We start from the raw sequence: 24,637 nt of genomic DNA on the forward strand, positions 1-24,637 counted from the left end.
GGGGGGAGATCAGCCGTTTTGCCCGCGGCGCTCCTGCTGCAACGCCGGCGATTTTGGCGACGGCGACGGCGACATCCAATCTCCCCCCTTGCGGGGAGATGTCCGGCAGGACAGAGGGGGGTGGGAAGGATCGCTACGTCGACGATCTAGACTGCCGAGTGTCCGCTCGCCATCCATAGAGCCAGTCGAGGTCGGCGGCGAGCTTGTCGGGCGAGCGCATGGCCAGGAACAGATTGCGGGCGATCGCCACCGGGCCGGCAGCATGCCAGGCGAGGCGGTTTACGGCCCCACGACGCGCGGCCTTGGCGACACGCGGCCGCCGAAGATTTTCCCAGATTTGAAAACTTCTGGGCAGATCGCCAGGGAAATCGGCGATAGCGTCGGCAAGCGTGATGGCATCTTCGATCGCCATCGCGGCGCCCTGTGCGGCAAACGGCGTCATCGCATGCGCAGCGTCGCCGATCAGCGCGATGCCCTGCGGGCTCGTCCACCGCTTCTGTTCGACGGTGTGGATCGGAAAGGCCGTCCACGGGCCGGCCAGTGCCACAAGCTTCGTCAGGCCCGGCGCGGTGCCGCGCAGGGCAGCCGTGAGGATCGCGGGATCGGCATGGCCTGACCAACCTTCCGCCATGCGCTCGCCCTTGGTGAAGGCGGCGAGATTGAAGGCCCGGCCTTTGCTGACGGGATAGGCGACCATGTGGAAGCCTGGATGCAGGAACGTGGTGACGCAGTCGGCGGCGCCGATCGCGACAAAGGCTTCGCCGGCGGCGCTCTCGGCCGCGATCGTGACTCGCCAGGCGAGTTCGCCCGAAAAACGGCTTTTGACGAAGTCCTCGCCTGCGAGTTGCGCCCTGACTGCCGACCAGACGCCGTCGGCGCCGACCAGCAGTTTGCCGCGTGCCTCGATCTCGCGGCCGTCCACTTCGGCGGTCACGGCGACATATTGCGCGTCTTTGACGATGCCGGTCACGCGGGCGCCGGTGATGAGCTCAATCTCCGGCCGTTCGGCCATTTGCGCCAGCAGCGCTGCCTGCAGATCGGCGCGGTGAGCGACGAGATAAGGCGCCTGCCAGCGCGCTTCGGCGGCTTGCCCAAGCGGTACCCGCGCCAGTCCGCGCAGCGTCCCGGCGTCCTTGAGCACGACCGCTTCCGGCCGCAACGCTGCGGGCAGCAGCCGGTCGAGCACGCCGAGTTTTCCAAGAATGCGTGTTGCGTTGGGCGAAAGCTGGATGCCGGCGCCGGCCGCTTCTAGGTGCTGTGCCTGTTCGATAAGCTTTACCGGATAACCCCGTCCGGCGAAGGCAAGGGCAGCGGTCAGCCCGGCGATGCCGGCCCCGGCGATTATGACCTGCCGGGACCTGATGTCCTCCATCGGGCTTGTCGCGGAAGGATCAGGCGGCCTGGTCGATATAAAGGCAACCACCCGGCAGCGTTTCAGTCGCCCTCAGCTTCGCCGAATAGCGGTAGAGCGTCGAGCAATAGGGGCAGACCTTTTCATCGTCGTCGCCCATGTCGAGAAACACATGTGGGTGGTCGAAGGGCGGGTTGGCGCCGGTGCACATAAATTCCTTGACGCCGATGTCGATTGCCGGATGGCCCGCATCGTTCTGGAAGTGGGGAATGGAACCGCCTGCCATCGTCGTCTCCTTGATCTCGTCGAAAAGCATCTGGAACATAACAGGCCTGTTTGCAAGATCGATGAAATGAAACTGTCGCAAAAGCCTGTCAGAGGATACGGTGAGCCGGTTAAGTGCATGTCCCTGAAATCGGAATGGTTTTCGCCGAAGGGTCATGCGTCACAAAAGCGTGTTAGAGGCATGGCACGTCCAGCGGCGCTCCAAGGGACGGTTGGCGGGGAAGAGCAGGAACCATGAACGAACTGAAGCCGGTGCAGAGCGAATTCATCAATGTCGAGGTGGCGAGCCCCGAGGGCGGCAACCCCGATAGGTTCGTCAACCGTGAGTTCTCCTGGCTGCAGTTCAACCGGCGTGTGCTCGAGGAATCGCAGAACGAGCACCATCCGCTGCTCGAACGCGTCCGTTTCCTGTCGATTTCGGCCGCCAATCTCGATGAATTCTTCATGGTCCGCGTCGCCGGCCTTGCGGGCCAGGTGCGCGAAGGCATTGCGCTCAAGAGCCCCGACGGCCGGACTCCGGAGCAGCAGCTGGAACAATTGCTGCGCGAGGTCGAGCGGCTGCAGGAGGACCAGCAGAATAGCCTTTCGGCGCTGATGTTGCTGCTCAACAAGGAAGGCATTGAGAGCATCACCCGCGATGCACTGACCAAGGATGAAAAAGTCTGGCTGGAAGACCATTTCCAGGACCAGGTTTTCCCGGTGCTGACTCCACTGTCGATCGACCCGGCGCATCCGTTTCCGTTCATTCCCAATCTCGGCTTCTCGATGGCGCTGCAATTGCGCCATCGCAAGAATGGCGAGGAGATGAGCGCGCTTCTGCGCCTGCCGGTGGCGCTGAAGCGCTTCATCCGTCTGCCCGACCGCAAGCAGCACGTTCGCTTCATTCCGTTGGAGGAGGCTGTCGGCCTCTATATCGGCAAGCTGTTCCCCGGCTATGAGGTCAAGGGTTCCGGCACCTTCCGCATCATCCGGGACAGCGATATCGAGGTCGAGGAAGAGTCGGAAGATCTCGTGCGCCTGTTCGAGACGGCGCTGAAGCGGCGCCGCCGCGGTTCGGTCATCCGCATCGAATTCGACAAGTCGATGCCCGGCGAATTGCGCGAGTTCGTCGCCGGCGAGCTTGGCGTCTCTTCGAGCCGCATCAGCGTTCTGACCGGCCCGCTGGCGCTCAGCCAGATTTCCGAGATCGTCGCCGTGCCACGCGACGACCTGAAGTTCACCCCCTACAATCCACGCTTTCCCGAGCGCATCCGCGAGCATGGCGGCGACTGTTTCGCGGCCATCCGCGAGAAGGACATCGTCGTCCACCACCCCTATGAATCCTTCGACGTGGTGGTCCAATTCCTGCGCCAGGCGATGGCCGACCCCGAGGTGGTGGCGATCAAGCAGACGCTCTACCGCACCTCCAACGACAGCCCGATCGTGCGCGCCTTGGTCGACGCGGCCGAGGCCGGCAAGTCGGTAACCGCCCTGGTCGAGCTCAAGGCGCGCTTCGACGAGGAAGCCAACATCCGCTGGGCGCGCGACCTCGAACGCGCCGGCGTTCAGGTCGTGTTCGGCTTCCTCGAACTCAAAACCCATGCGAAAATGTCGCTAGTAGTGCGGCGCGAGGACGGCAAGCTGCGCAACTATGTGCATCTCGGCACCGGCAACTACCATCCGGTGACCGCGCGCATCTACACCGACCTGTCCTTCTTCACCACCGATCCGACGATCGCGCGCGATGTCGCCCAGCTGTTCAACTTCATCACCGGCTATGCCGAGCCGACCGATGAGATGCGGATCGCCATCTCGCCGTTTACGCTGCGCAGCCGTATCCTCAAGCACATTGCCGACGAGGTCGCCTACGCGCTGGCTGGCCGTCCGGCGCGCATCTGGATGAAGATGAACGCGCTCGTCGATCCCAACATCATCGACGCGCTCTATGACGCCAGCCGTGCCGGCGTCGAGATCGATCTCGTCGTGCGCGGCATCTGCTGCCTGCGGCCGCAGGTGCCCGGCCTGTCGGAAAACATCAGGGTCAAGTCGATCGTCGGCCGCTTCCTCGAACACAGCCGCATCTACTGCTTCGGCAACGGCCATGGCCTGCCGTCGGACGAGGCGATCGTCTACATCGCCTCGGCCGACTTGATGCCACGCAATCTCGACCGCCGCGTCGAGACCATGGTGCCGATCACCAATCCGACGGTGCATGAACAGATCCTTGGCCAGATCATGCTGGGCAACATCATGGACAACCAGCAAAGTTTCGACGTATTGGCTGACGGAACCTCCCGGCGCGTCGTGCTGGATGAGGGTGAGGAACCGTTCAACGCGCAGGAATATTTCATGACCAATCCGAGCCTGTCGGGACGGGGTGACGCGCTGAAGTCGCATGCGCCCAAGCGCATCGCGCAGTTCAAGCGTCGCAAGAAGAACAGCGGCTCATGATTTCAACGTCCCAAGGCCGGCTGCAGGATCGCCGGCCGCTGTCCATCATCGACATCGGCTCGAACTCGATCCGCCTTGTCGTCTATGAAGGGTTGGCGCGCTCGCCGACCTTGCTGTTCAACGAAAAGATGCTGGCCGGCCTCGGCCGCGGCATCGTTTCGACCGGCAAGCTCGACCCCGAGGCGGTGACGCGCTCGATGGAGGAGTTCCGCCGTTTCCGCGCGCTCTCCGATCAGGCGGGTGCGGAGCACATGTTTGTGCTGGCAACGGCCGCGGCCCGCGAAGCGATCAACGGCCCCGATTTCATCCACCGCGCCCAGGATGTGCTCAAGACCGAGATCCGCGTGCTCACTGGCCGGCAGGAGGCGCATTATTCGGCGCTTGGCGTCATTTCGGGCTTCCACCCCGCCAATGGCATTGCCGGCGATCTTGGCGGCGGCAGCCTGGAGCTTATCGACATCAATGGCGAGGCGATCGGCGACGGCATCACGCTGCCGCTGGGTGGCCTGCGGCTGCAGGACATGGCCAGGAATTCGCTCGCCCAGGCGACAAAGATCACCCGCGACGAACTGGCGCGCGCCAAATTGTTGAAGGGCGGGCAGGGACGGCCCTTCTACGCCGTTGGCGGCACCTGGCGAAACCTTGCCCGGCTGCACATGGAAATGACCAACTACCCGCTTGGCGTCATGCACCACTATGAGATCGGTGTCGAAAGCGCCGCCAATTTCCTGAAGCAGGTGGCGAAAGGCGAGATCGAGAAGGTCAAGGGCATCGAAGGTGTGTCGAAGAACCGCCGTTCGCTGCTGCCCTATGGCGCGGTCGTGCTGCAGGAGATCATGGCGGCGATGCAGCCGTCGAAGATCATCGTCTCGGCATTGGGCGTGCGCGAAGGGTTTCTCTATTCGCTGCTCGACCCTGCCGAGCAGAAGGCCGATCCGCTGGTCTCCGCTTCGGAGGAACTGGCGCGGCTGCGGTCGCGCTCGGTCACCCATGCGCATGAGCTTGTCGAATGGACGGACAAGACCTTTGCCGCCTTCGGCATCGACGAGACGGAGGATGAGGCGCGCTATCGCCACGCTGCCTGTCTGCTGGCCGATATAGGCTGGCGCGCACACCCGGAATATCGCGGCAAGCAGTCGCTCAACATCATTGCCCACGCCTCCTTCATTGGCGTCGATCACCCCGGCCGTGCCTTCCTGGCGCTGGTCGGCCTGTTCCGCCACGAAGGCGTGTTCAACGATGCGGCGCCGGAAATCCGCGGCCTGGCGACGCCGCGCTATCTCGAGCGCGCCCGCATCCTGGCGGCGGTGCTGCGCGTCGTCTATCTGCTGACTGCGGCCATGCCCGGCGTCATGCCGCGGCTGAAATGGGAAAACCGCGGCAATGGCACGTTGGCGCTGGTGCTGCCGGCCTCACTTTCCGATCTTTACGGCGAACGCCCGGCCGGACGGCTGGCGCAACTGGCGCGGATCACCAACCGCCGGCTGGTGCTGGCGGTCGAGGGTGGGCAGAGCGTGTCGGTGAAGTAGGCGCGGCCTGACAGCAAAACCATGTCGTCGTCGGCCTCGCGTTCGAGGACCGGCTTCCTCAATCCGTCGCTGCTTCGCACCAATAGGCTCGAGCCCTTCCTCTACCCCGTCGATCGGGGGAGAGGTGGCTCGGCGGAGCCGAGACGGAGTGGGGGTCGACCTGCCTCGGCGAGGGATCAACCTGGGACGATATTTGACGATATCAGACCGCGGCGCGGCGCCCGTCGATCGACAAGGCCCCGGCGCCGGCCATGGCTAGCGCCAGGAATCCACCGGCGATAGCAATATCCTTCATCAGCATCTGCTGGTGCAGGAAGGTGAGCATCGGGTCATCGCCGCCCTGGCCGTAGTGGCCGATGGAGCCTGCAACGATGCAGAAAGCGGCAAGAAGTATCGCAACGACCGGCGTCTGAAAGCCGACCAGTATCAAGAGACCGGCAATCAACTCGAACAGCCCGGTGCCCCAGGCAGCAAGCGTCGGCAATGGCATGCCGAGGCCGGCGAAATAGCCGGTCGTCCCGGCAATGTCGGCGAGCGCGTGGTAGCCGGAGGGAACGAGCAGGGCGGCGAGCAGCAGCCGGGAAATCAGAAGCAATGCATCGCGGGGCATGGTCATCTCCGTTGTCTGTCCGCCGGCTGTTTCGAGACCGATCCTAGCAGGGATGGGACGGGCGCGCGCTTGGGCAGACAACGAAAAAGCGGCGTGGAAAATTCCACGCCGCTTTTTTCAGGCTTGGGAGGGAAAGCTCAGCCGCGCTTGGCGTCGATCGAGTAGGCGCCAGGGCCCGAGGAAGCCAGCAGCAGGAAACCGCCGGTGATGGCGACGTTCTTCAGGAAATGGATCATCTGGTTCTGGTCGGCCCAGCCGGTATGGGCGACAAAGGCCGAGGCGATGGTGAAGACCGCGAGCACCCAGGCGGCGATGCGGGTCTGAAAGCCAACGAGCACGGCAAGGCCGCCGAGCAATTCGATCAGGCCGACGACAATGGCCGTTATGGTCGGCACCGGCAGGCCCATGGCGCCGAAATAGCCGGCGGTGCCGGAAATGGCGGTGAGCTTGCCGAAGCCGGAAAGCAGGAAGATGGCGGCGAGCAGGATGCGGCCGAGCAGGATGGTGGTGGAGCTGTTGGACGCGATGCCGGCGCCGGCAGCGGAAGTGTTGATGGACATGGTGGCTCTCCGAAAAGGGTTGATGTCCCGGTCAGATAGACCAAGCCGACTGTTCACCAAAGCCGCCAGTCCGGCGACACATTGTTCACAGGATGTACATTTCGGGATCGTTCGACCGACGCAAAATTCTTGTCGCGGCCAGCAGCGGCGGGAGCAAATTGTCCCGCCACACAATTCGAATTTCTAGTTGACGCAATTCCAAAGAGGAAGGGCTGCGCGCTTCGAGGAAGGCACTTCCCCTGGAATCGCTTAACCCGGATGCGTCATGTCCTCCGGCCGCACCAGCCGGTCGTAGTCTGCCTCGCTGACCAGCCCGGTGGCCAGTGCTTCCTCGCGCAAGGTGGTGCCCTTCTTGTGCGCGGTCTTGGCGATCTTGGCGGCATTGTCGTACCCGATCGTCGGCGCCAGCGCTGTCACCAGCATCAGCGAGCGGTCGAGCGCGGCCTTGATGTTGTCTTCGCGCGCCTCGATGCCGACGACGCAATTGTCGGTGAAGGAGATCGAAGCGTCAGCCAACAGCTGCACCGACTGCAGGAAGTTGTAGGCCATCAGCGGGTTATAGACGTTGAGCTCGAAATGTCCCTGGCTGCCGGCGAAGGTCAGCGAGGCGTTGTTGCCGAACACCTGCACGCAGACCTGCGTCAGAGCCTCGCATTGGGTCGGGTTGACCTTGCCCGGCATGATCGAGGAACCCGGCTCGTTTTCCGGCAGCGACAGTTCGCCGAGGCCCGAGCGCGGGCCGGAGCCGAGGAAGCGGATATCGTTGGCGATCTTGAAGAGGGCGGCGGCCGCCGCGTTGATGGCGCCATGCGAGAACACCATGGAATCATGCGCGGCGAGCGCCTCGAACTTGTTCGGCGCGGTGACGAAGGTGATGCCGGTGATTTCGGCGATGCGCGCCGCCACCTTTTCCGCAAAGCCGACCGGCGCGTTGAGGCCGGTGCCGACGGCGGTGCCGCCCTGCGCCAGTTCCTGCAGGCCGGGCAGCGTCATCTCGATGCGCTTGATCGAAGAGGCCACCTGCGCGGCGTAGCCGGAAAATTCCTGGCCCAGCGTGAGGGGTGTCGCGTCCTGCGTATGGGTGCGGCCGATCTTGATGATGTGGGCGAAGGCCTTCGTCTTGACCTCGAGCGCAGCGTGGAGATGCTTCAGCGCCGGCAGCAGATCGTGCACGATGCGCTCGGCGCACGCGATGTGCATGGCTGTCGGGTAGGTGTCGTTCGACGACTGGCTCATATTGACGTGGTCGTTAGGGTGCACCGGCTTCTTCGAGCCCATGACGCCGCCCAGAAGTTCGATCGCCCGGTTGGAGATCACCTCGTTGGCGTTCATGTTGGACTGCGTGCCCGAGCCGGTCTGCCAGACGACCAGCGGGAAATGATCGTTCAGCTTGCCGTCGATCACCTCTTGCGCCGCCTCGATGATCGCCTTGCCGACTGCCGGATCGAGCCGCTTCAACTCCATATTGGCTTCCGCCGCCGCTCGCTTGACGATGCCGAGCGCACGCACGATCGAGGCCGGCTGTTTTTCCCAGCCTATCCTGAAATTGCCGAGGGAACGCTGCGCCTGCGCGCCCCAGTAACGGTCGGCGGCAACCTCGATGGGGCCGAACGTGTCGGTTTCGGTTCTGGTCCTGGCAGCGGTCACTTGTCTCTCCGACGATCGAATTCGGCAACGGCGTATCGCGTTGCACAATGGCCTTCAAGCAGAGATTGCGGCCGGCAGGCAGTAAATCGGTTGAAGCAGTAGCGCCGCCCTTCGGGATCCTGCACCCTCCACTTTCGTGTGAAGGAAATTGCTCCTCAGTGCGGCTTGATCCCATAAAGTGGACGGAAACTTGCGGATTTAGCTCGATAAGATCATGTCGAGCTGGCGGATTGCTCTACGCAAACTTCCCCCAGGATCAGCAATGCGCAATTCACGTCTACCTACGAGCGACGCTGCCACACAAACTACCATCCGTGCTGGCGTCTCACTGGCAACAGCAGCGATGAGGTAGCTTATGCACTTGTCCTTCTGTTCAGTTTCCCGACCAAAATCCGGCATCGCATCCGGATCGAGCTTCGGATCGCGAAGCCGAGAATTTCAAGTCCACCCTGGGAGCGCCTCCACATAGCCTCGGAGATTTCCAAGATGCATGGCGGCAAGGTCAAAGCCGTCTCGACGTCGCAAGAGACGCTCTTTGTCCTCCGTATTTTGCTGAAAGCGCGCCTGATCGCGGACCGTCAGCTCGGAACCTTTTTCCTCCAACGGCGCAGCTTTGTCCTGAGATAGGATCTATAGCCGAACGGAAGTGTTCGCCGTCCGGAAGGCGTGCTTGTCCGCGCCTCCAGACGCTGGCGCACGACGCTCATCAGTCTGCAGAACGCGGGTGTTTCCAATGATTGCACCCGTTTGACGAGATTGTCGGGCAATGGCTTTGAGCGCCAGTCGAAATAAGCCTCGTAGTCTTGCGGCGTTGCGATCAGGTGCTGGAGATAGGCTGCAAGATCGCTGGCGCTGGCGAAGGCACTGGCGTCAATAAAGGAGTGCTCCGGAACGAACTCGTCCACATTGGGAGCGCCAAGGTAGATCGGCACCGTGCCCGCCATGAACGCGTCATAGATTTTCTCGGTGACATAGTCGGCCTCGATCGAGTTCTCCATGGCCAGGCAGAATTTGTGCCGCGCAATGGTTTCGATCTTGGTCTTCGAGCCCAGATCGGGGCCAGAGACCGATCGGTTGTTGCGATATCGGCCATAAGAATCGATCTTGATGTGGCGCGCCAGTTCGTTCGCCAAATCGACTCGGCCGCTATAATTCAGGCCTGCCGACTGGAAGAGTGCGACCGGCGCTTCTTCCGTTTTCGGCACGATTGGTCTGGCCAGCGCATCTTTCCACCACACCGCACGCGGAAGGTAGGGTACCCAGACATCAGACCGGGATTCATGCGTCATGATGATATCGAAGTGCCGCATGATTTTGGGGTCGGCAAGTCGCTTGTAGTTTTGGCCGCATTCCATCGACCAGGCGACCCAATATTGACCAGGGTATTTGTAGGCATCGCCAACTTCGCGAAAGTTCGGAATATGGAAGACGACTGCCGCGGCCTCGGAAATCCGTCGTTTGTCCAGTGTCCACCGCCCGGGAATTTCGCACTGTATCGACGCGATATCGACGGGTTTGCTGAAGAACGTTGTGTAGAAGAGGATCAGTGGATCGATAGACGGCATGGCACCACGAATGTCTGAAGCATTGCTCAATCTGCAGACAGACGCGGTATCGGAAGTTTGGTCAAGTGCTCCGCTTGTTCGAGGCAGAGGGCCGTCCAAACGGTCACCCCGCCGTATACCCGCCATCAATCGCGAAAATGCCGCCGCTGGTCCACGCCGCCTCATCGCTGGCGAGATAGACGGCGATGCCGGCAAGATCGCTGGTCTGGCCGATGCGGCCGAGCGGGTAGCTGCGCTCGACATAGGCTTTCAGCTCGGCCTGCGCTGCCGCCGGCAGGTTTTCGATCGACTTGCGCCGCATGGCGGTCTCGACCGTGCCGGGCGCAATCGCATTGACCCTGATGCCGCGCGGACCAAGCTCGAAGGCCAGCGACTTGGTCAGCGAATTCAGCGCGCCCTTGGACAAGGAATACAGGCTCGATGGCCGCTTCGGGATCATCTTGTTGGCGAAGTAGGACGAGATGTTGATGACCGAAGCGCCGGCGCCGAAATGCGGCAGCAGGCGCTGGGTAAGGAAGAACGCCGCCGTCACATTGAGCGCGAAGGATTGCTGGAATTGGTGCTCGGTGACGGTCTCGAAAGGCACCAGATAAGCGACGCCGGCATTGTTGACGAGGATGTCGAGTGGGCCGGTTGCTTTCGCGCGATCGACCACGGCATCGATGCCGGAAGAGGTCGAGAGATCGGCCGACTGGGTGCCGACGTTGCCCTCCGCCGCAAGTGTCTCGCGGGCGGTCTCGAGCTTGCTGGTGTCGCGACCGACGATCAGCACGTCGGCGCCCTCGCGCAAGAAAGCTTCCGATATCGCCAGGCCGATGCCGTCCGAGCCCCCGGTCACCAGTGCTCGTTTGCCAGAAAGTCTCATTGAAGGCCAAGTCGCATCGAATGCTCTCGCTGTTGCCCGCGTCACGAAGGCAATGCCGATCGGCGAGGGCGGTCAAGCCGCCGGCCTATCGCTCAGTATGAACTTCGGTTGGCCGCGTGCCGATCCCAGCAGCGACTGCGACGTCGGCGTCAGGCGCAAGGTTTCGGTCCGCCAGGTCACATCGGCCGCTTGCCATTGGGGCGAAGCGGCAACTGCGGCTTCGTAACTGGCATGCGCCTCGGGACTGTTGAAACCCGTCACCGCGATAAAGACGTTTTCGCTCAAGCGCACCGGCAGGCGGGGAAAGCTGTTTTCGGCGTGCTCGGTGATGAAGGCGCCAAGCAACCGTCCGCCGGCGCCGATAAGGACCGGAACGGCATCCGTTTCGAAATTGCCGGCGAAATCGGCTTCGGCGCCAGACCGCAGATGATGAATCTGGATGACAACAACACCGGTCAAGCCATCGTCTGCGCTCGGCTTTCCATCCGCCGGCATGGCGCCTCGCTGCGCGCCTGACAGATCGAAGCCGGCGCCTGGCCATGCCGCCTTCAAGAGCAGCACATCGTCAGAATCGATCATCGTCGCATTGGCGGCGTCGCGGTGCGCCGTCCACACCGGCCCGTCATAGAAGGCGGTGAGCGCCTGCTTCCGGGCTTCCATGCCATCGAAGCCGCGCAGCCAGACGAACATGTCGGGGCGGTCGAGGTCGCGGAACTGTCCGATGATGGTCATGCCGGCGTGTTCCTGGCCTTCGATGAACCGACTGTCGAAGATGTCGATCAGCGTCTCGCGCCGGCCCGGCTTCAGCGTGTACTGCCGCAACTCGACGACAGGCGAAGCGAGCAGGCTTGCCGTCGCAGGCGCATTCAGGGGTACGGTCATTGTGTCGTCTCCAAAAAACAGGATGATCATCCGGTTTATAAAACAGACCGGTTGTCCTGTTTTGTCAATCTGCTATCGTTGGCAAATGTCAGCAGAGATTGCTCGGGCTCCGAAAGGGCCGCCGCGAAAACGCACCAACGATCCCGAAGGGCTGCGCAACAAGGTGCTCGATGTCGCGGAAGCGTCGTTCCAGGCGCGTGGCTATCATGCATCCGCTCTTGGCGAGTTGATGACGACCGCAGGCGTCAGCGGCGGCGCGCTGCATCATCATTTCCCGACCAAGAAGGCGCTCGCTCTGGCGGTGATCGAGGAGCGCGTGGCAGCGGCCCTCGATGAAACCTGGATCAACCCTGTACGGGCGGCAGGCTCGGCGCGCGAAGGCGTGCGCGCGGTGTTCGAGGCGGTGGCGACCGAGCTTGAGCAGCAAGGCTTCGTGCGCGGCTGCCCGCTTAACAATCTGGCGCATGAACTGTCGCTCGCTGACCCGGATTTCCGCGCCGCTCTGGACGATATCTTTGCCGGATGGCGTCAGGCGGTTGCCGACAAGGTGCGAGCCGACCAGCAGTCGGGGAGGGAGCAGGGCACCGACCCCGAGCGCTTTGCGGCACTCGCCATCGCCGCCTATTCCGGCGCCATGTCGATGGCCAAGGCGGCACAGGATGCCAGCGTGCTGCGCGATTGCCTGGCCGAACTTCAGGGTAGCTCAACGCCGCCATTCCCGAGCAGAGCGAAGCGGCGTCGCAGGATCCTGCTGCGGCCGGGAAAACCTTGAGGCCGGAACTGCGCTGTTCTAGTTGGAAAGCGGCTTGATCGTCTCGTAACCGTTCACCGATTCCGCGCTGGTCCCTTCGTCGTAGCGCCGGGCGAGAGACGCTTGCAGATCGGGAGCATAAAGCGCGGTGAATGTGTCCAGCGTCTCGCCGGCGCCGTTCTTGAAGGTCTCCGTGACGGCCAGCACGTTGTATTTGCAGCCGCCGACACTGAACGTCTCCTTGCCCTTGACGACCAGGCTCAGCGTCTTGGTGCTCTTCGGCCGCTTGTTCGGCGACAGCTCGACGAATTCGATCGTGCTCTTGGCTCCCGTCTTCAGCGGAAACAGTTTTCGCAGATCGGAAAACGGAATCGTCGCCACCCGTCCGGTATCGCTGTCGCGAAACACTTCGACCAGGCCGGCAAACAGGAACTGTGTCTGCGGCGATTGCGATTCGTAGTTGTTGGCGACGGACACCATGCCGCCGGCCACCGGCCGAAACTCGCTGCGGACGCCAGGCATTTCCAGAACGAAGCCGGCCTTGGCCGATTTTGCGTCGACACAATCGGCGGCATGCACCGCAGCCGCCGGTAGCAACCCAGCCAGCACCACGCCTATCGAAACGGCTCTCATGAAATCCTCCCCCTCTGCTTGTATTTGCTACGCGCCAGCATGACCCAAGAAATGCCAGAGCCACAGTGCCGTGTCGACCTGCCATTCCTGGCAACTGGACGGTGGGGCGCCGGCTGTGCTGAATTTCAGGTCATGAATCGCAAGCTCGTCCTCTCCCGTCGCAATTTCCTCGCACAGGCAGCCGGCCTTACCATGGCTGGCATGCTGCCGCGCGCCGCGCTTGGCCAGACCGGCAAGCGCATCCAGCCCATCGACGCCACCTTTCTGTTCATCGCCGACGTCCATGCCTGCCGCATGTCGAGCGGCCTCAGCCCCAACTGCCTGGAGGAAGGCAAGACCGACGCCGCCTTGCTGCGCAATGTCGCCGCTCTCAACGGCCTCGCCGACCGGCAATGGCCGGCCGAGATCGACGGCGTCGCCACTGGCCTGCATTCGGCCGGCAGCCGCATCGGCGCGCCGCTCGGCCTCGTCGTCGGCGGCGACATCACCGACGATGGCGGCGGCCAGATCACCGAGCCCAGCGAAGGCACGCAGCTTTTGCAGTTCAGCCAGCGCTATCAACAGGGCGTCGGCCCCGATCGCGTGCACATGCCGGTCTATGTCGGGCTCGGCAATCACGATCTCGACCAGAACGGCTCGCCGCCCCATGTCGACTGGTACCGGCGTGAATTGCGCGACTATGTCGAGATCAACCACCGCCCCGGCGTGTTCTTCAAGCCGCCGGTGCCGGCCACCGAATACGATGTCGACACCGACTGCTATTCCTGGGACTGGGGCGGCCTGCATCTCGTCCAGACTCACCGCTTTGCCGGCGACACCGGCCATGGCGCGGTGAGCAGCCTGCCGTGGCTGAAGCAGGATCTGGCGATCTACGCGGCGGATGGCCGTCCCGTCATCCTGTTCCAGCACTATGGCTGGGACACTTTCTCGGTCGAGCGCTGGGATCCGGCCAAGCGCACCTATGACGATGACGGCGCAGGCGCGCCGCATTGGTGGAGCGAGGCCGACCGCCAGGCGCTGCTGGGGGCGCTGAAGGGCTACAATGTCATCGCCATCTTCCATGGCCATCAGCACGAAGTGCCGATGATCTACAAAAGCGATGGCCTCGACCTGTTCAAGCCGAAGGCCGCCTATATGGGCGGCTTCGCGCTGGTGAGGGTAACCGGGGACAGCATGGACGTAGTGCTGGGCGAGGCGGCCGGCGACCAGGGCGGGGTCAAGTTCACCAGCGCCTTCAGCAAGAGCCTCAGCCTCTGACAAGAAAAAGGCGGTCTTGAGCCGCCTTCCTCATTGCCTGCAAGATCGAATCAGAGCGCCTTTTTGATCTTGTCCTTCACGTCGCCATAGACCTTCTGCACCTTGCCGGCGGTCTTGTCGGCCGTGCCTTCGGCCTGGGTCTGCCTGTTGCCGGTCGCCTTGCCGCCGGCTTCCTTGACCGAGCCCTTGACCTGCTTGGCCACGCCGGCAACCTGATCCTTGTTCACCATCTTTGCATCTCCTGGGATTCCGGGGATTCATTCGCAGGAGGCAAACGGGCCGGCTTGGCTTAGGTTCCCTGGGCGGCGATCATCGTCGCATCTGGTCGCTTATATGGTCGCCGAAACGCTTTGCCGCGTCGTATCGTGTGACTAGTGTGACGAAATTTTGGGGAGACCGCCTTGGCTGAATTTACGCTCATCATCGCCAACAAGTGCTTTTCGTCCTGGTCGCTGAGGCCATGGGTGGCGATGAAGCATCTGGAGATCCCGTTCGAGGAAGGTTTCGTGCGCCTGCGCACGCCCGAGACCTTTGCCGCTCTGGCGAAAGTCTCGCCCACCGGCCTTGTGCCAGTGTTGAATCACAATGGCAGGATCGTCTGGGAAACCCTTGCCATCCTTGAATATCTTGCCGACCTGTTTCCGGAGAAAAAACTTTGGCCGCAGGATATCGGCGCCCGCGCCTTGGCTCGCTCGGTGGCGACCGAGATGCATTCCGGCTTTCGCGAGGTGCGCTATGGCTGGCCGATGAATTTGCGCCGGCCGAAGGCCCACAAGCCGCTCGACGCCGAAGGCGAAATGCAGCGCGCGCGCATCGAAACGATCTGGCGCCAGTGCCGGGAACAATACGGCAAGGGCGGCCCCTTCCTGTTCGGTCATTTCACCGCGGCCGATGCCATGTATGCACCTGTCGTCACCCGCTTCGACACCTATGGCGGCGAACTCGCGCCCGACACGCGCGCCTATGTCGACGCCGTGTTGGCAACGCCGGCGATGCGGCACTGGTATGCGGAAGCGGCGAAGGAGACTTGGCCGGAACCCGGCCCGGACGAATAGGACCACTAATGACATCACCGTGAGTGACCGATGGCCAGCAATGATGGACCGCGTGAGACTACCGCGCCAACAATCTTCCACTGCCGGCTGATCCCGCCTCGGCCGGACTTCGCCTTCACCCTGACGGAGGAGGAGAGGGAGTTGATGGGCCGGCATGCCGACTATCTGCGCGGCAAGCTTGCCGAGGGCACCATGATCCTCGCCGGGCCGGTCGCCGACCCGGCCGGCCCTTGGGGTCTGCTGATCCTGCGTGTCGGCAGCGAAGCCGAGGCAAGAGCGGTCACCGACGGCGATCCGGTGTCGAGCTCCGGCCGCGGTTTCCGCTACGAGATCCTGCCGCTGATCAGCGCGATCCTGTAGGCGAGCGTAAGTTTAAGGAAAAGTGTGCAAACGTTTTCCCTTGGGAATTGTGTCAGACAACGGCACATACAAGAACGCCTCTCGCACCGTTTAATGTGCGGGAGGCGTCCTTTTGCCAGCATTACCGAGATTGCTCTCTGAATTGCTGACACCACGGAAATGCGCCGGCTTGAGATTGGTTCCGGGGCGTGGAATATTTTTTGGGAACGCCTTGCGCTCCGCCACCTCGTCAGTTGAGGCTTATGCCTCAGGCATCCTCAGGTTGAATTTGGGCTGCGGCCAAACCAGAAATTGACTCGGCGCTAAGAGAAGTCTATAAGAAATATGTCGATATTTGTTTGACCGACTTTTGTTATCCGCGCATGCATGCGCGCCTTTGACGAACTTCCCCATCAAAAATCGAGACAAAACGCTGTTGTGCAGTCGCACGATGGTGAACGAATATTTGCCAGGGAAAGGGTTCTTCATGGCCACCGGCACAGTGAAATGGTTCAACGCCACCAAAGGTTTTGGTTTTATTCAGCCTGACGACGGCTCCGCCGACGTTTTTGTCCACATCTCGGCCGTAGAGCGCGCCGGCATGCGTGACATCGTCGAGGGTCAGAAGCTCGGCTACGAGATGACCCGCGACAACAAGTCGGGCAAGATGTCCGCCGACCAGTTGAAGGCGGCCTGATAAGGAATTCGGCCTTCCGGTGACCACGGATGTACTGGCACCGATGAAAGGCTGAAAGGAGCGCCTTGCGCATCCAACTGGATGCGCGGCGCTTTCATGGAAGGTCAGGCGGTGCCTGGCCTTTTTCATTTTGTGCGTCATGTCGCTAAAAGTGCGCCGCACGCCGGCCGGAACGTGCTAAGGGACGCTCCAGCAATCTGAACCGCCCATACTGCCCCGCTGCCGTATTGCTTTGGTCGTAATCGAAGGCCGCTCTCGCTCTATCGGCACCAGGCTCCCGACAGGAGAAAGTTTTGACCACTCAATCCAAGACCGCCGACCAGGCCGGCTCGCTGTTCAGCAAGACGCAAACCCAGTCGATGTCACTCAACCGCATCCTGTCCGAGCGTGATGCCGTCAGCGAGGCGCGCGAAGCCAAGACCGCGCGCTTGCGCGAACTGCGCAAGGAAAAGGAAGCCGACGACATGGCAGCGGCCGCAGCCCTTGCGGCGCTGCCGAAGCGGGCAGGCAAACGCTGATGGCCACCAAGCGCGTACCGCCGACGCCGATCGATGCCGATGCGACCATAGCGTCCATGGTCCCGGGCCTGGACAAGCCGATCGAATATGTCCGCCGTGTGCTGGAAAAGCTCGAGCGCTGCAAGCGCGCGCATGGCGATGCCCAGGTGCGCGTCGGCGTGCGCGGCCGTGCCGAAGCCCCGAACTATCTGGTCGAATATGTCCGCGAGGACAAAAAGACCCAGGAGCGCGTGACCTACCAGGATGCCGCCTATAGCGGCAGCACGCATCGCGAACTGGCGGCGCACCACATTGCCGAGGCGAGGAACTGGTCGCCCGAGGAAATGAACATCACAGCGGTCTCGGCGCTGATCGGCCGCTTGCGCAATCCGCGCGCACCATCATCCCGCTTTTCCGACGAGGACTGACATGGCCATAAAGTTTTCCACCAAGGACCAGCCGGCAGCGCCGGCTGCTGCCACTGCAAAGCAGGCCAAGCCCGCTGCCACGCCGAAGGCCGCCGAACCGTCGGCGACCGATCTGTTCGAGGCGCCAGCCGCCACGCCCAAGGGCAAGGCAGGCAAGAAGAAATAGCGCCTTGCCGCACCAAGCCGATCGCAATCTCGCAGCGCCTGGGCTGGTCGCGTTGGCCGCCAGGGATATCCGGTCGTCAAAACAGGACGACCAGCCGGTTTTCGATTGCCAGAGCTGCGGCGCCTGCTGCTCCTACTCGGCCGAATGGCCGCGCTTCTCGACCGAGGACGATGCGCAACTTGACCGGATTCCGGAAAAGTTCGTGTCCGCCGACCTGTCCGGCATGCGCTGCGAGGGCGTGCGCTGTTCGGCGCTTACGGGCGAGATCGGCAAGCACACGGCCTGCGGCATCTACGAGATCCGCCCGGACGTCTGCCACGCCTGCATGCCTGGCGGCGACGATTGCCTGATGGCGCGCAAGGCGCACGGGATGCCAACGATCTAGCCGACGCCCACCTTGCCTCATCCCACATCCCCCGATAGCTTCGACCACGGGCAGGGCGTCGGAGGAATCATGAGCATCGAATTTCTGTTGACGTCGCTGATCGTTGTAGCTTCGCCCGGCACCGGCGTTCTCTACACGCTGAGCGCCGGGCTTTCGCGAGGCGCGCGCGCCTCGATCACTGCTGCATTCGGCTGCACGCTTGGCATCATCCCGCATATGGCCGCCGCCATCACCGGCCTGGCGGCGCTGCTGCACACAAGTGCTGTCGCCTTCGAGACGCTGAAATATCTCGGCGTCGCCTATCTCCTCTACATGGCCTGGAACACGCTGAAGGAGAAGGGCGGCCTGAGCGTCGATGAAAACGCGGCACCCCGCTCGGCAGCCAAGGTCATCACCTCCGGTATCCTGATCAACATCCTGAACCCGAAGCTGTCGATCTTCTTCTTTGCCTTCCTGCCGCAATTCGTCAGCACCACCGAACCGAACGCATTTGCCAAGATGCTGGAGCTCTCGAGCGTCTTCATGCTGCTGACCTTCGTCGTCTTCGTCGCTTACGGCATCTTTGCCGCCTCGATCCGCAGCCATGTCGTGTCGCGGCCGATGGTGCTGACCTGGATGCGCCGCACCTTCGCCGGCGCCTTTGTCATGCTCGGCGCCAAGCTGGCGCTGGCTGATCGATAGAACAGGAGCTGCCAGGCCTCGGCCTACTCTTCGTCGGTTCCGGATCCGGTCCGGATGCCTAGACGCCAGGCCGAGGGAGGAAGGCCGATCATCTTCTTGAAGGCGCGGCTGAACGCTGCCTCGGATTCGTAGCCGATTTCAGCGGCGATGCTGGCCATGTTGCTGGAGCCGGCGCTGAGCAGCTCCGAGGCGATCTGCATGCGCCATTTGGCGAGATAATGCATTGGCGGCATGCCGACCAGCCTGGTGAAGCGTTCGGCGAGCACGCTGCGCGACAGCGCGGAGTCCTTCGCCAGCGCCTCCACCGTCCAGTTATGCGCCGGCCGGTCGTGGATCAGCGCCAGTGCCCTCGCCAGGTGCGGATCGCGCAGGCCAGCCAGCCATCCCGTGGTTTGTGGCGGCAGCGATTCCAAGTAACGGCGCAACACGTCGACAAACATCAGTTCGCTCAGTTTGGTGAGCACCGTTTCACTGCCTGCGCGCTTTTGCGCCACCTCCGTGACAGCCAGGTTGATGAACTGGCTGAGCCAGCCGCCATCGCCTTTGGCATCTCCGGCCTTGATCACCGGCGGCAAAGCCTCGAGCAGTGGATTGAAAGGCTGTGCATCACAGGCGAGATAGCCGCAAACCAGCCTGGCCGAGGTCGCGCCGTCGCCGGCGCAGTTGATGTAAAACGGCATCCGGCCGGCTGTTGCGATGTCGAGAACGTCGGCTGTCGGCGGATCGGCGCGCAGCGCCGGATTGCTGGACATAATATGCGGGTCGCTCCTGGTGAAGACGACGACTTCGCCTGCCTCCAGCGCGATCGCTTCCTGGCCGACGATGCGCGCGAAGCAGCGACCGGCCGTTACCACATGGTAGGAGATCAGATGGTCCGCACCGGGCAGGATCTTCGGCAGGATGGACGATGGCGCCGGCGAGCAGACGGCCCACGGCTCGTGGCCCTCAATGTCAAAAAACGTCGCGCCGGTAAGGCGTACCGTCCTCAACAGGTTAGACAGAGCATCCCCGGCCATTCCGTTTCGTCCCGCACCCGGCTAGCCGGTGAGCCATCACTTTCGAGTTCCGGACGCGCTGTCAAGCGAGGCGGACGCCGTATCATTCAGTTCGCGGCCAGAACTCCTAAACCTGCACCGGTGCTCAAGCGCTGCCGAGAGTGGGCGCTGAGTGCTGTCGAAACCAACCAGGGACAAAAGTCATGACGGTACATAAGGGCGGGTGTTTTTGCGGCGCCGTGGAAATCGAAGTGCACGGAGCCGCCGAGGCAATGGGCTATTGCCATTGCGGTTCTTGTCGATCGTGGTCGGCGTCTCCCGTGAACGCCTTCACGCTGTGGAAGCCTCAGAACGTCAAGGTCACCAAGGGCGCGGAGTTCCTGTCCGGATTCGAGAAGACCGAAATGAGCGATCGCCAGTTCTGCACGAAATGCGGTGGTCATCTGATGACCGATCATCCGCCGCTCGGCCTGGTCGATGTCTATGCGGCAACGATACCGGGCGTGAAATTCACGCCTGGGGTTCACGTCAACTACGCTGAGACCGTGCTGCCGATGAAGGATGGGCTGCCCAAGCTCAGGGACTTTCCGGCTGAGCTCGGCGGCTCCGGCATCGCGGTGCCGGAATAAGGCCCGGCCACTGCTCGCCATTTTTGACAACGACAATTCAAGACAGGAGATTGTTCATGGAAATCGCAACATTTCGCGCCACGCAGGAGCCGATCAAGGATCTCTATCGCAGGGATGCGAAGGCCGCGTTCCTCACCTTGAAGGCCAAAGGCGTCGCCGACGCGTCCACCGTGACCTGCAAGGTCGAGACCGGACGCGGGCTGGCGCTTGCCGGCATTCATCCGATGGCCGGGGGCAGCGGCCAGGAACTGTGCTCCGGCGACATGCTGCTGGAGGCGCTGATCGCATGCGCCGGTGTCTCGATGCGCGCGGCGGCGGCCGTGCTCGAAATTCCGATCAGGTCCGCCGAAGTTTCCGCGGAAGGTGACGTCGATCTTCGCGGCACGCTCGGCGTGACTGCGGGTGTTCCAGTCGGCTTCAAGGAAATCCGCTTGCGGTTCGACATCGACACCGACGCTCCCCAAAGCCAGCTCGACCAACTGCTCGAACTCACGGATCGCTATTGCGTGATCTTCCAGACCATCCAGAACAGTCCCAGCACCACGGTGAAGCTGCACCGCGTCATCCAGTGACCAGAAAACCGGCCCGGAAACTCGACTTGAGCGAGATTCCGGGCTGGGAACGGGAGTGCCGTATCGGGCAACGCTTCTATCCTTTGACGTAACCCATCGCCTCGACGATCAGCTCGTCCGCGACACGCATCAGGTTGACGCCGCGGATGGAGTTGCCGTCGGCCATGAAGTAGCGCCAGCGGATCGTCGCCCGTTCACCGGCGACGAAGGTTTCGTCGAGGTCGAAGCGCGTGCCGGGCTGGGTGGCGATCGCCGACCATAGGTCAATGCATGCCTCTTTGCCGGCATGGCGGGCGCCGTCCGGCGCCGGCACGGTGTTTTCGATAACGCAATCCCGCGCCACCAACTCGGCAAGCGCGGACGGATCGTGCAACTGGAACACATCGTTGAAGCGACGCATGATCTCGGCCGTCTGGCTAGAGTGGTCGCCCGGATGAATGCTCGTGATGCTGTCCTGGCTCATCTCATACCTCCTGGTTTTCATTGTTCCGTGGCAGTGGTGGCGGCCAGCTCGGCCTTGAGGGTGATGGTTGTAACGCCGGCCAAAGCGCGAGAGACAAGGCAGGTCGTCTTCGCCGTCTCCGCCATACGCTGGAATTCGGCAGGCTGAAGGCCGGGAATCTCTGCTTCCGTTTCGAGCTCGATGCGGGTGATCGTCGGCCCGGCGGCGGTCGCGCCGAGATGCACCTTGGCGACGGTGCGGATGGTGCGGGCGACGTGGCCTTCCTGGCCGAGGATGAAGGTCAGCGCCATCGAGAAGCAGCCGGCATGTGCTGCCCCGATCAGCTCTTCGGGATTGGTGCCCGGACCGTCCTCGAACCGCGACGGAAAGGAATAGGCGCCTTCGAAGACGCCGCTGCCAAGCCGCAGACGGCCGCCGCCTTCCTTCAGCGTGCCTTGCCATTCTGCGGAAGCTTCACGGATGGTCATGGTCGTTCTCCTGATTCGGGGTTGAAAAGCGGGCAATTGGGTCAGGCGCAGTCGATGACAACCTTCCCGAACACGTCGCCCTGCTGGAAGTGGCGGTACGCTTCGGGGGCTTCGGCAAAGGGGAAGACCCTGTCGATAACGGGCTTGAGGCGATGCTGCGACACGGCGCGCAGCATGGCCTCAAGATTGCTGCGGCTGCCGACGAACAGGCGGCTGATGGTGGCGAGGCTGCGCTGATAAAGCGCTGCCGGCATCTCGATCGATCTGCCACTGGCGTCCTGCAGCGTCAGCAGCACGATGTGTCCATAAAGCGTGCTGGCAATCAGCGACTGCGCGAAGGTGGCCGGGCCGCCGGTTTCGACGACGAGGTCGACTCCGCCTGTCTGCTCGCGCGCCCAGCCGCCCCATTCCGGTATGTCGGTGCTGGAGACAACGAGGTCGGCGCCCAGCGCCCGCAGCCTGTCGGCCTTCTCCGCGCGCGATGTGATGGCGACAACCCGGCAGCCGAGCAACTTGGCGAACTGCAGAGCAAACAGCGAAACGCCACCCGAACCGATGGTGAGAACCCATTGACCGGGCTTCGGAATCCGGGTCCGGGTCACCGCGTTCCAGGCCGTCACGCCGGCGCAGGTCAGCGTCGCCGCTTCGTGCCAGCTCAGATGATCGGGCAGTCGCGCCGCCCATTGTTCGTCGAGCACGGCAAACTCAGTCAGCATGCCGTCCAGCGTACAGCCGAGCTGGTCGATCAGACCGGCATTGATGCGGCCATCGATCCAGCGGGCGAAGTAGCTGCCGGTGACGCGGTCGCCGACGGCAAAACGGGTAACGGCATCGCCGATTGCGACGACGTCACCGGCGCCGTCGCTCAGCGGCACGATGCCTTGCCGCGGCGGCAACGGATAGGTGCCGCCAAGGATCATCGTGTCGCGCCGATTGAGCGAGGCGGCGCGGACTCGCACCACGATCTCATGCGGTTTCGGTTCCGTCCGCGCCTCCTCGCGCATCGCCAGGGATTCGGTTCCACCAAACCCTCCAAGACGGTAGCTGCGCATGTCACTCTCCTTAATATATAGACTGATCTACATATTATATAGACCGATTGTCATATTCTTGGCAAGGCCTATAATGCGTCACTGCTGACAGAGGTTGACATGGCCAACGACACCCGCACCCGCATACTCGAGACCACAGGCCTGTTGCTCAGGCAGCGCGGCTATCACGGCACCTCGCTCAACGACATTCTGGGCGCCAGCGGGGCGCCGCGCGGCTCGCTCTATTTTCATTTCCCGGGCGGCAAGGACCAACTGGTCATCGAGGTGACGCGCAACAGCGTTGCCGACGTCACGAAAAAGCTGGGCGAAGCACTGGCAGCCGAGAGCGATCCTGCAGTGGCCGTCCATCACATCTACCAGTCGGTCGGGCGCATGCTGGAGGACAATGATTTTTCGCTGGGTTGCCCCATCGCGCCGGTGGTGCTGGATTCACCCACCGATGTGCCGGAACTGGCGGAACTCTGCCGATCGGCTTTCGAGCAATGGATCGGCTTGCTGCGACAGGCCTTCGTCAGGGCAGGGGTGCCCGAACGCCGCGCGCACGCTTTGGCGCTGCTGATCGAATCGTCGCTGGAAGGGCTTATGGTGATTGCGCGGGCCACCCGCGACCGTGCACCGGTGCTGGTGGTGGCCGACGAGGTGGCGGCGCTTGTCGAGCAGGCGGTGCTTGCAGGCAAGGTTGCGCGGCAGGCGGACAGCGCCGCCTAACCATCCGCTTTCCAAAATAAAAAGGGCGCCTCTCGGCGCCCTTTCCGTATGCATAAGCCAGATAGCTTGGATTAGAAATCCATGCCGCCCATGCCGCCCATGCCGCCGCCGCCCATGCCGCCAGGCATGCCGCCGCCAGCCGACTCCTTCTTGGGAGCCTCCGCGATCATGGCTTCGGTGGTGACGAGCAGGCCGGCGACCGAAGCCGCGTCCTGGAGAGCGGTGCGAACGACCTTGACCGGGTCGACGATGCCCATGGCGATCATGTCGCCATACTCGCCGGTCTGGGCGTTGTAGCCGTAGGTCGCGCCCTTGTTGTCGAGGATCTTGCCGGCGACGATCGAAGCTTCAGCACCTGCGTTCGAAGCGATCTGACGGGCCGGAGCCTGCAGTGCACGACGAACGATGTTGATGCCGGCAGCCTGGTCGGCATTGACGCCGGTGACCTTGATGTTGGCCGAAGCGCGCAGGAGAGCGACGCCGCCGCCTGCAACGATGCCTTCTTCCACGGCCGCACGGGTCGCGTTGAGGGCGTCATCGACGCGGTCCTTCTTTTCCTTGACTTCGACTTCCGTCGCGCCGCCGACACGGATCACCGCAACGCCGCCGGCGAGCTTCGCCAGACGTTCCTGCAGCTTCTCCTTGTCGTAGTCCGACGTGGTCTCTTCGATCTGCTGCTTGATCTGGGCAACGCGGCCCTGGATCTCGGCCTTCTTGCCAGCGCCGTCGACGATGGTGGTGTTCTCCTTGGAGATCGACACCTTCTTGGCGCGGCCGAGCATGTTGAGGCCGACGTTCTCGAGCTTGATGCCGAGGTCTTCCGAGATGACCTGGCCACCGGTCAGGATGGCGATGTCTTCCAGCATGGCCTTGCGGCGATCACCGAAGCCCGGCGCCTTGACGGCGGCGATCTTCAGGCCGCCACGCAGCTTGTTGACGACCAGCGTGGCCAGAGCCTCGCCTTCGACGTCTTCCGAGATGATGAGCAGCGGCTTGGAGGTCTGCACGACGGCTTCGAGAACCGGCAGCATGGCCTGGAGGTTGGACAGCTTCTTCTCGTGCAGTAGGATGTAGACGTCCTCGAGCTCGGCAACCATCTTGTCGGCGTTGGTGACGAAGTAGGGCGAGAGATAGCCGC

At 62.8% G+C, this 24,637-nt stretch carries 30 protein-coding genes; 15 read left to right on the forward strand and 15 right to left on the reverse strand.

Features of this window, described 5'->3' with window-relative positions:
* Positions 1–133: 133 nt before the first annotated feature.
* Together NKI61_RS19290 and NKI61_RS19295 are read right to left on the reverse strand one after the other, a co-directional pair.
* Complete coding sequence (locus NKI61_RS19290) at positions 134–1,372, reverse strand: FAD-dependent monooxygenase (RefSeq protein ID WP_023820018.1); 1,239 nt, start codon at positions 1,370–1,372, stop codon at positions 134–136.
* Between the two features lie 19 nt (positions 1,373–1,391).
* A complete protein-coding gene (locus NKI61_RS19295) occupies positions 1,392–1,637 on the reverse strand; it encodes a zinc-finger domain-containing protein (protein WP_031194066.1) in 246 nt (81 codons plus the stop codon).
* 233 nt (positions 1,638–1,870) lie between these two features.
* Between NKI61_RS19295 and NKI61_RS19300 the strand changes: the two genes are divergently transcribed.
* Positions 1,871–4,066 carry an RNA degradosome polyphosphate kinase gene (locus NKI61_RS19300; RefSeq protein WP_023705698.1) on the forward strand — a complete coding sequence of 732 codons (2,196 nt, stop codon included), beginning with the start codon at positions 1,871–1,873 and terminating at the stop codon, positions 4,064–4,066.
* Positions 4,063–5,595 carry an exopolyphosphatase gene (gene ppx, locus NKI61_RS19305; RefSeq protein WP_352840294.1) on the forward strand — a complete coding sequence of 511 codons (1,533 nt, stop codon included), beginning with the start codon at positions 4,063–4,065 and terminating at the stop codon, positions 5,593–5,595. Before NKI61_RS19300 ends, ppx begins: the two co-directional genes overlap by 4 nt.
* A 202-nt stretch (positions 5,596–5,797) precedes the next feature.
* Here the strand turns inward: ppx and NKI61_RS19310 are convergent, their stop codons facing one another.
* The 6 genes from NKI61_RS19310 to NKI61_RS19335 form a co-directional block, all read right to left on the reverse strand.
* Positions 5,798–6,205 (reverse strand): DoxX family protein, encoded by a 408-nt coding sequence (locus NKI61_RS19310; RefSeq protein WP_352840295.1) that lies wholly within the window; start codon positions 6,203–6,205, stop codon positions 5,798–5,800.
* A 137-nt stretch (positions 6,206–6,342) separates the two neighbouring features.
* Positions 6,343–6,765, reverse strand: coding sequence for a DoxX family protein (locus NKI61_RS19315; protein ID WP_023671490.1), 423 nt, complete (start codon positions 6,763–6,765; stop codon positions 6,343–6,345).
* Between the two features lie 249 nt (positions 6,766–7,014).
* Positions 7,015–8,412: a class II fumarate hydratase gene (gene fumC / locus NKI61_RS19320; protein ID WP_023743009.1), complete on the reverse strand. Its 1,398-nt coding sequence runs from the start codon at positions 8,410–8,412 to the stop codon at positions 7,015–7,017.
* A 578-nt stretch (positions 8,413–8,990) separates the two neighbouring features.
* On the reverse strand, positions 8,991–9,977 hold the full coding sequence (locus NKI61_RS19325) for a glycosyltransferase family 10 domain-containing protein (protein WP_352445855.1): 987 nt from the start codon (positions 9,975–9,977) through the stop codon (positions 8,991–8,993).
* A 103-nt stretch (positions 9,978–10,080) separates the two neighbouring features.
* Positions 10,081–10,842, reverse strand: coding sequence for an SDR family NAD(P)-dependent oxidoreductase (locus NKI61_RS19330; protein WP_023747763.1), 762 nt, complete (start codon positions 10,840–10,842; stop codon positions 10,081–10,083).
* A gap of 72 nt (positions 10,843–10,914) precedes the next feature.
* The gene (locus NKI61_RS19335; protein WP_352840297.1) at positions 10,915–11,724 is read right to left on the reverse strand and encodes an NIPSNAP family protein; all 810 of its coding nucleotides are present in this window, start codon (positions 11,722–11,724) and stop codon (positions 10,915–10,917) included.
* A gap of 85 nt (positions 11,725–11,809) precedes the next feature.
* On the opposite strand from NKI61_RS19335, the gene NKI61_RS19340 reads away from it, so the two are divergent.
* On the forward strand, positions 11,810–12,496 hold the full coding sequence (locus NKI61_RS19340) for a TetR/AcrR family transcriptional regulator (protein WP_023747761.1): 687 nt from the start codon (positions 11,810–11,812) through the stop codon (positions 12,494–12,496).
* A gap of 18 nt (positions 12,497–12,514) precedes the next feature.
* Here NKI61_RS19340 and NKI61_RS19345 read toward each other — a convergent pair whose 3' ends face one another.
* Positions 12,515–13,108, reverse strand: coding sequence for a hypothetical protein (locus NKI61_RS19345; protein WP_352840298.1), 594 nt, complete (start codon positions 13,106–13,108; stop codon positions 12,515–12,517).
* 132 nt (positions 13,109–13,240) lie between these two features.
* On the opposite strand from NKI61_RS19345, the gene NKI61_RS19350 reads away from it, so the two are divergent.
* On the forward strand, positions 13,241–14,365 hold the full coding sequence (locus NKI61_RS19350; RefSeq protein WP_352840299.1) for a metallophosphoesterase: 1,125 nt from the start codon (positions 13,241–13,243) through the stop codon (positions 14,363–14,365).
* 50 nt (positions 14,366–14,415) lie between these two features.
* On the opposite strand, the gene NKI61_RS19355 is transcribed toward NKI61_RS19350, so the two are convergent.
* Entirely contained in the window at positions 14,416–14,595 is a 180-nt protein-coding gene (locus NKI61_RS19355) for a CsbD family protein (RefSeq protein WP_023671498.1), read from the reverse strand.
* A 171-nt stretch (positions 14,596–14,766) separates the two neighbouring features.
* On the opposite strand from NKI61_RS19355, the gene NKI61_RS19360 reads away from it, so the two are divergent.
* From NKI61_RS19360 to NKI61_RS19395, 8 genes are all read left to right on the forward strand, one after another.
* Positions 14,767–15,420 (forward strand): glutathione S-transferase family protein, encoded by a 654-nt coding sequence (locus tag NKI61_RS19360; protein ID WP_023821198.1) that lies wholly within the window; start codon positions 14,767–14,769, stop codon positions 15,418–15,420.
* A 30-nt stretch (positions 15,421–15,450) separates the two neighbouring features.
* Positions 15,451–15,780 (forward strand): YciI family protein, encoded by a 330-nt coding sequence (locus NKI61_RS19365; RefSeq protein WP_023723612.1) that lies wholly within the window; start codon positions 15,451–15,453, stop codon positions 15,778–15,780.
* A gap of 466 nt (positions 15,781–16,246) precedes the next feature.
* Entirely contained in the window at positions 16,247–16,456 is a 210-nt protein-coding gene (locus tag NKI61_RS19370) for a cold-shock protein (RefSeq protein ID WP_023671502.1), read from the forward strand.
* Positions 16,457–16,749: 293 nt separating this feature from the next.
* Positions 16,750–16,974, forward strand: a complete 225-nt coding sequence (locus NKI61_RS19375) for a hypothetical protein (RefSeq protein ID WP_023671503.1) — start codon at positions 16,750–16,752, stop codon at positions 16,972–16,974.
* Positions 16,974–17,381, forward strand: coding sequence for a hypothetical protein (locus NKI61_RS19380; RefSeq protein WP_023821196.1), 408 nt, complete (start codon positions 16,974–16,976; stop codon positions 17,379–17,381). The genes NKI61_RS19375 and NKI61_RS19380 overlap by 1 nt, the downstream gene beginning before the upstream one ends.
* 1 nt (position 17,382) lies before the next feature.
* Positions 17,383–17,547 (forward strand): hypothetical protein, encoded by a 165-nt coding sequence (locus tag NKI61_RS19385; RefSeq protein ID WP_023821195.1) that lies wholly within the window; start codon positions 17,383–17,385, stop codon positions 17,545–17,547.
* Positions 17,548–17,551: 4 nt separating this feature from the next.
* Complete coding sequence (locus NKI61_RS19390; RefSeq protein ID WP_023715196.1) at positions 17,552–17,932, forward strand: YkgJ family cysteine cluster protein; 381 nt, start codon at positions 17,552–17,554, stop codon at positions 17,930–17,932.
* A 69-nt stretch (positions 17,933–18,001) separates the two neighbouring features.
* Positions 18,002–18,613 (forward strand): LysE family translocator, encoded by a 612-nt coding sequence (locus NKI61_RS19395; RefSeq protein WP_023689918.1) that lies wholly within the window; start codon positions 18,002–18,004, stop codon positions 18,611–18,613.
* A 23-nt stretch (positions 18,614–18,636) separates the two neighbouring features.
* Here NKI61_RS19395 and NKI61_RS19400 read toward each other — a convergent pair whose 3' ends face one another.
* Positions 18,637–19,629, reverse strand: coding sequence for an AraC family transcriptional regulator (locus NKI61_RS19400; protein ID WP_352840300.1), 993 nt, complete (start codon positions 19,627–19,629; stop codon positions 18,637–18,639).
* A gap of 182 nt (positions 19,630–19,811) precedes the next feature.
* On the opposite strand from NKI61_RS19400, the gene NKI61_RS19405 reads away from it, so the two are divergent.
* Together NKI61_RS19405 and NKI61_RS19410 are read left to right on the forward strand one after the other, a co-directional pair.
* Complete coding sequence (locus tag NKI61_RS19405; RefSeq protein WP_352807226.1) at positions 19,812–20,237, forward strand: GFA family protein; 426 nt, start codon at positions 19,812–19,814, stop codon at positions 20,235–20,237.
* Positions 20,238–20,293: 56 nt separating this feature from the next.
* Entirely contained in the window at positions 20,294–20,809 is a 516-nt protein-coding gene (locus NKI61_RS19410; RefSeq protein ID WP_023671510.1) for an OsmC family protein, read from the forward strand.
* A gap of 76 nt (positions 20,810–20,885) precedes the next feature.
* On the opposite strand, the gene NKI61_RS19415 is transcribed toward NKI61_RS19410, so the two are convergent.
* The 3 genes from NKI61_RS19415 to NKI61_RS19425 are packed head-to-tail and all read right to left on the reverse strand — an operon-like array spanning position 20,886 to position 22,791.
* Positions 20,886–21,272 (reverse strand): nuclear transport factor 2 family protein, encoded by a 387-nt coding sequence (locus NKI61_RS19415; RefSeq protein WP_352840301.1) that lies wholly within the window; start codon positions 21,270–21,272, stop codon positions 20,886–20,888.
* Positions 21,273–21,289: 17 nt separating this feature from the next.
* Positions 21,290–21,739, reverse strand: a complete 450-nt coding sequence (locus NKI61_RS19420; RefSeq protein WP_023697708.1) for an OsmC family peroxiredoxin — start codon at positions 21,737–21,739, stop codon at positions 21,290–21,292.
* Between the two features lie 41 nt (positions 21,740–21,780).
* Complete coding sequence (locus tag NKI61_RS19425) at positions 21,781–22,791, reverse strand: zinc-dependent alcohol dehydrogenase family protein (RefSeq protein ID WP_023715199.1); 1,011 nt, start codon at positions 22,789–22,791, stop codon at positions 21,781–21,783.
* Positions 22,792–22,890: 99 nt separating this feature from the next.
* Here NKI61_RS19425 and NKI61_RS19430 point away from each other — a divergent pair, with 99 nt between their 5' ends.
* A complete protein-coding gene (locus tag NKI61_RS19430) occupies positions 22,891–23,499 on the forward strand; it encodes a TetR/AcrR family transcriptional regulator (RefSeq protein ID WP_023671514.1) in 609 nt (202 codons plus the stop codon).
* Positions 23,500–23,570: 71 nt separating this feature from the next.
* Here the strand turns inward: NKI61_RS19430 and groEL are convergent.
* The coding region (gene groEL, locus NKI61_RS19435) for a chaperonin GroEL (protein ID WP_352840302.1) at positions 23,571–24,637 on the reverse strand (1,067 nt) is incomplete at its 5' end.

It is taken from the genome of Mesorhizobium sp. M0514 (assembly GCF_040321145.1).
Lineage (GTDB): Bacteria > Pseudomonadota > Alphaproteobacteria > Rhizobiales > Rhizobiaceae > Mesorhizobium.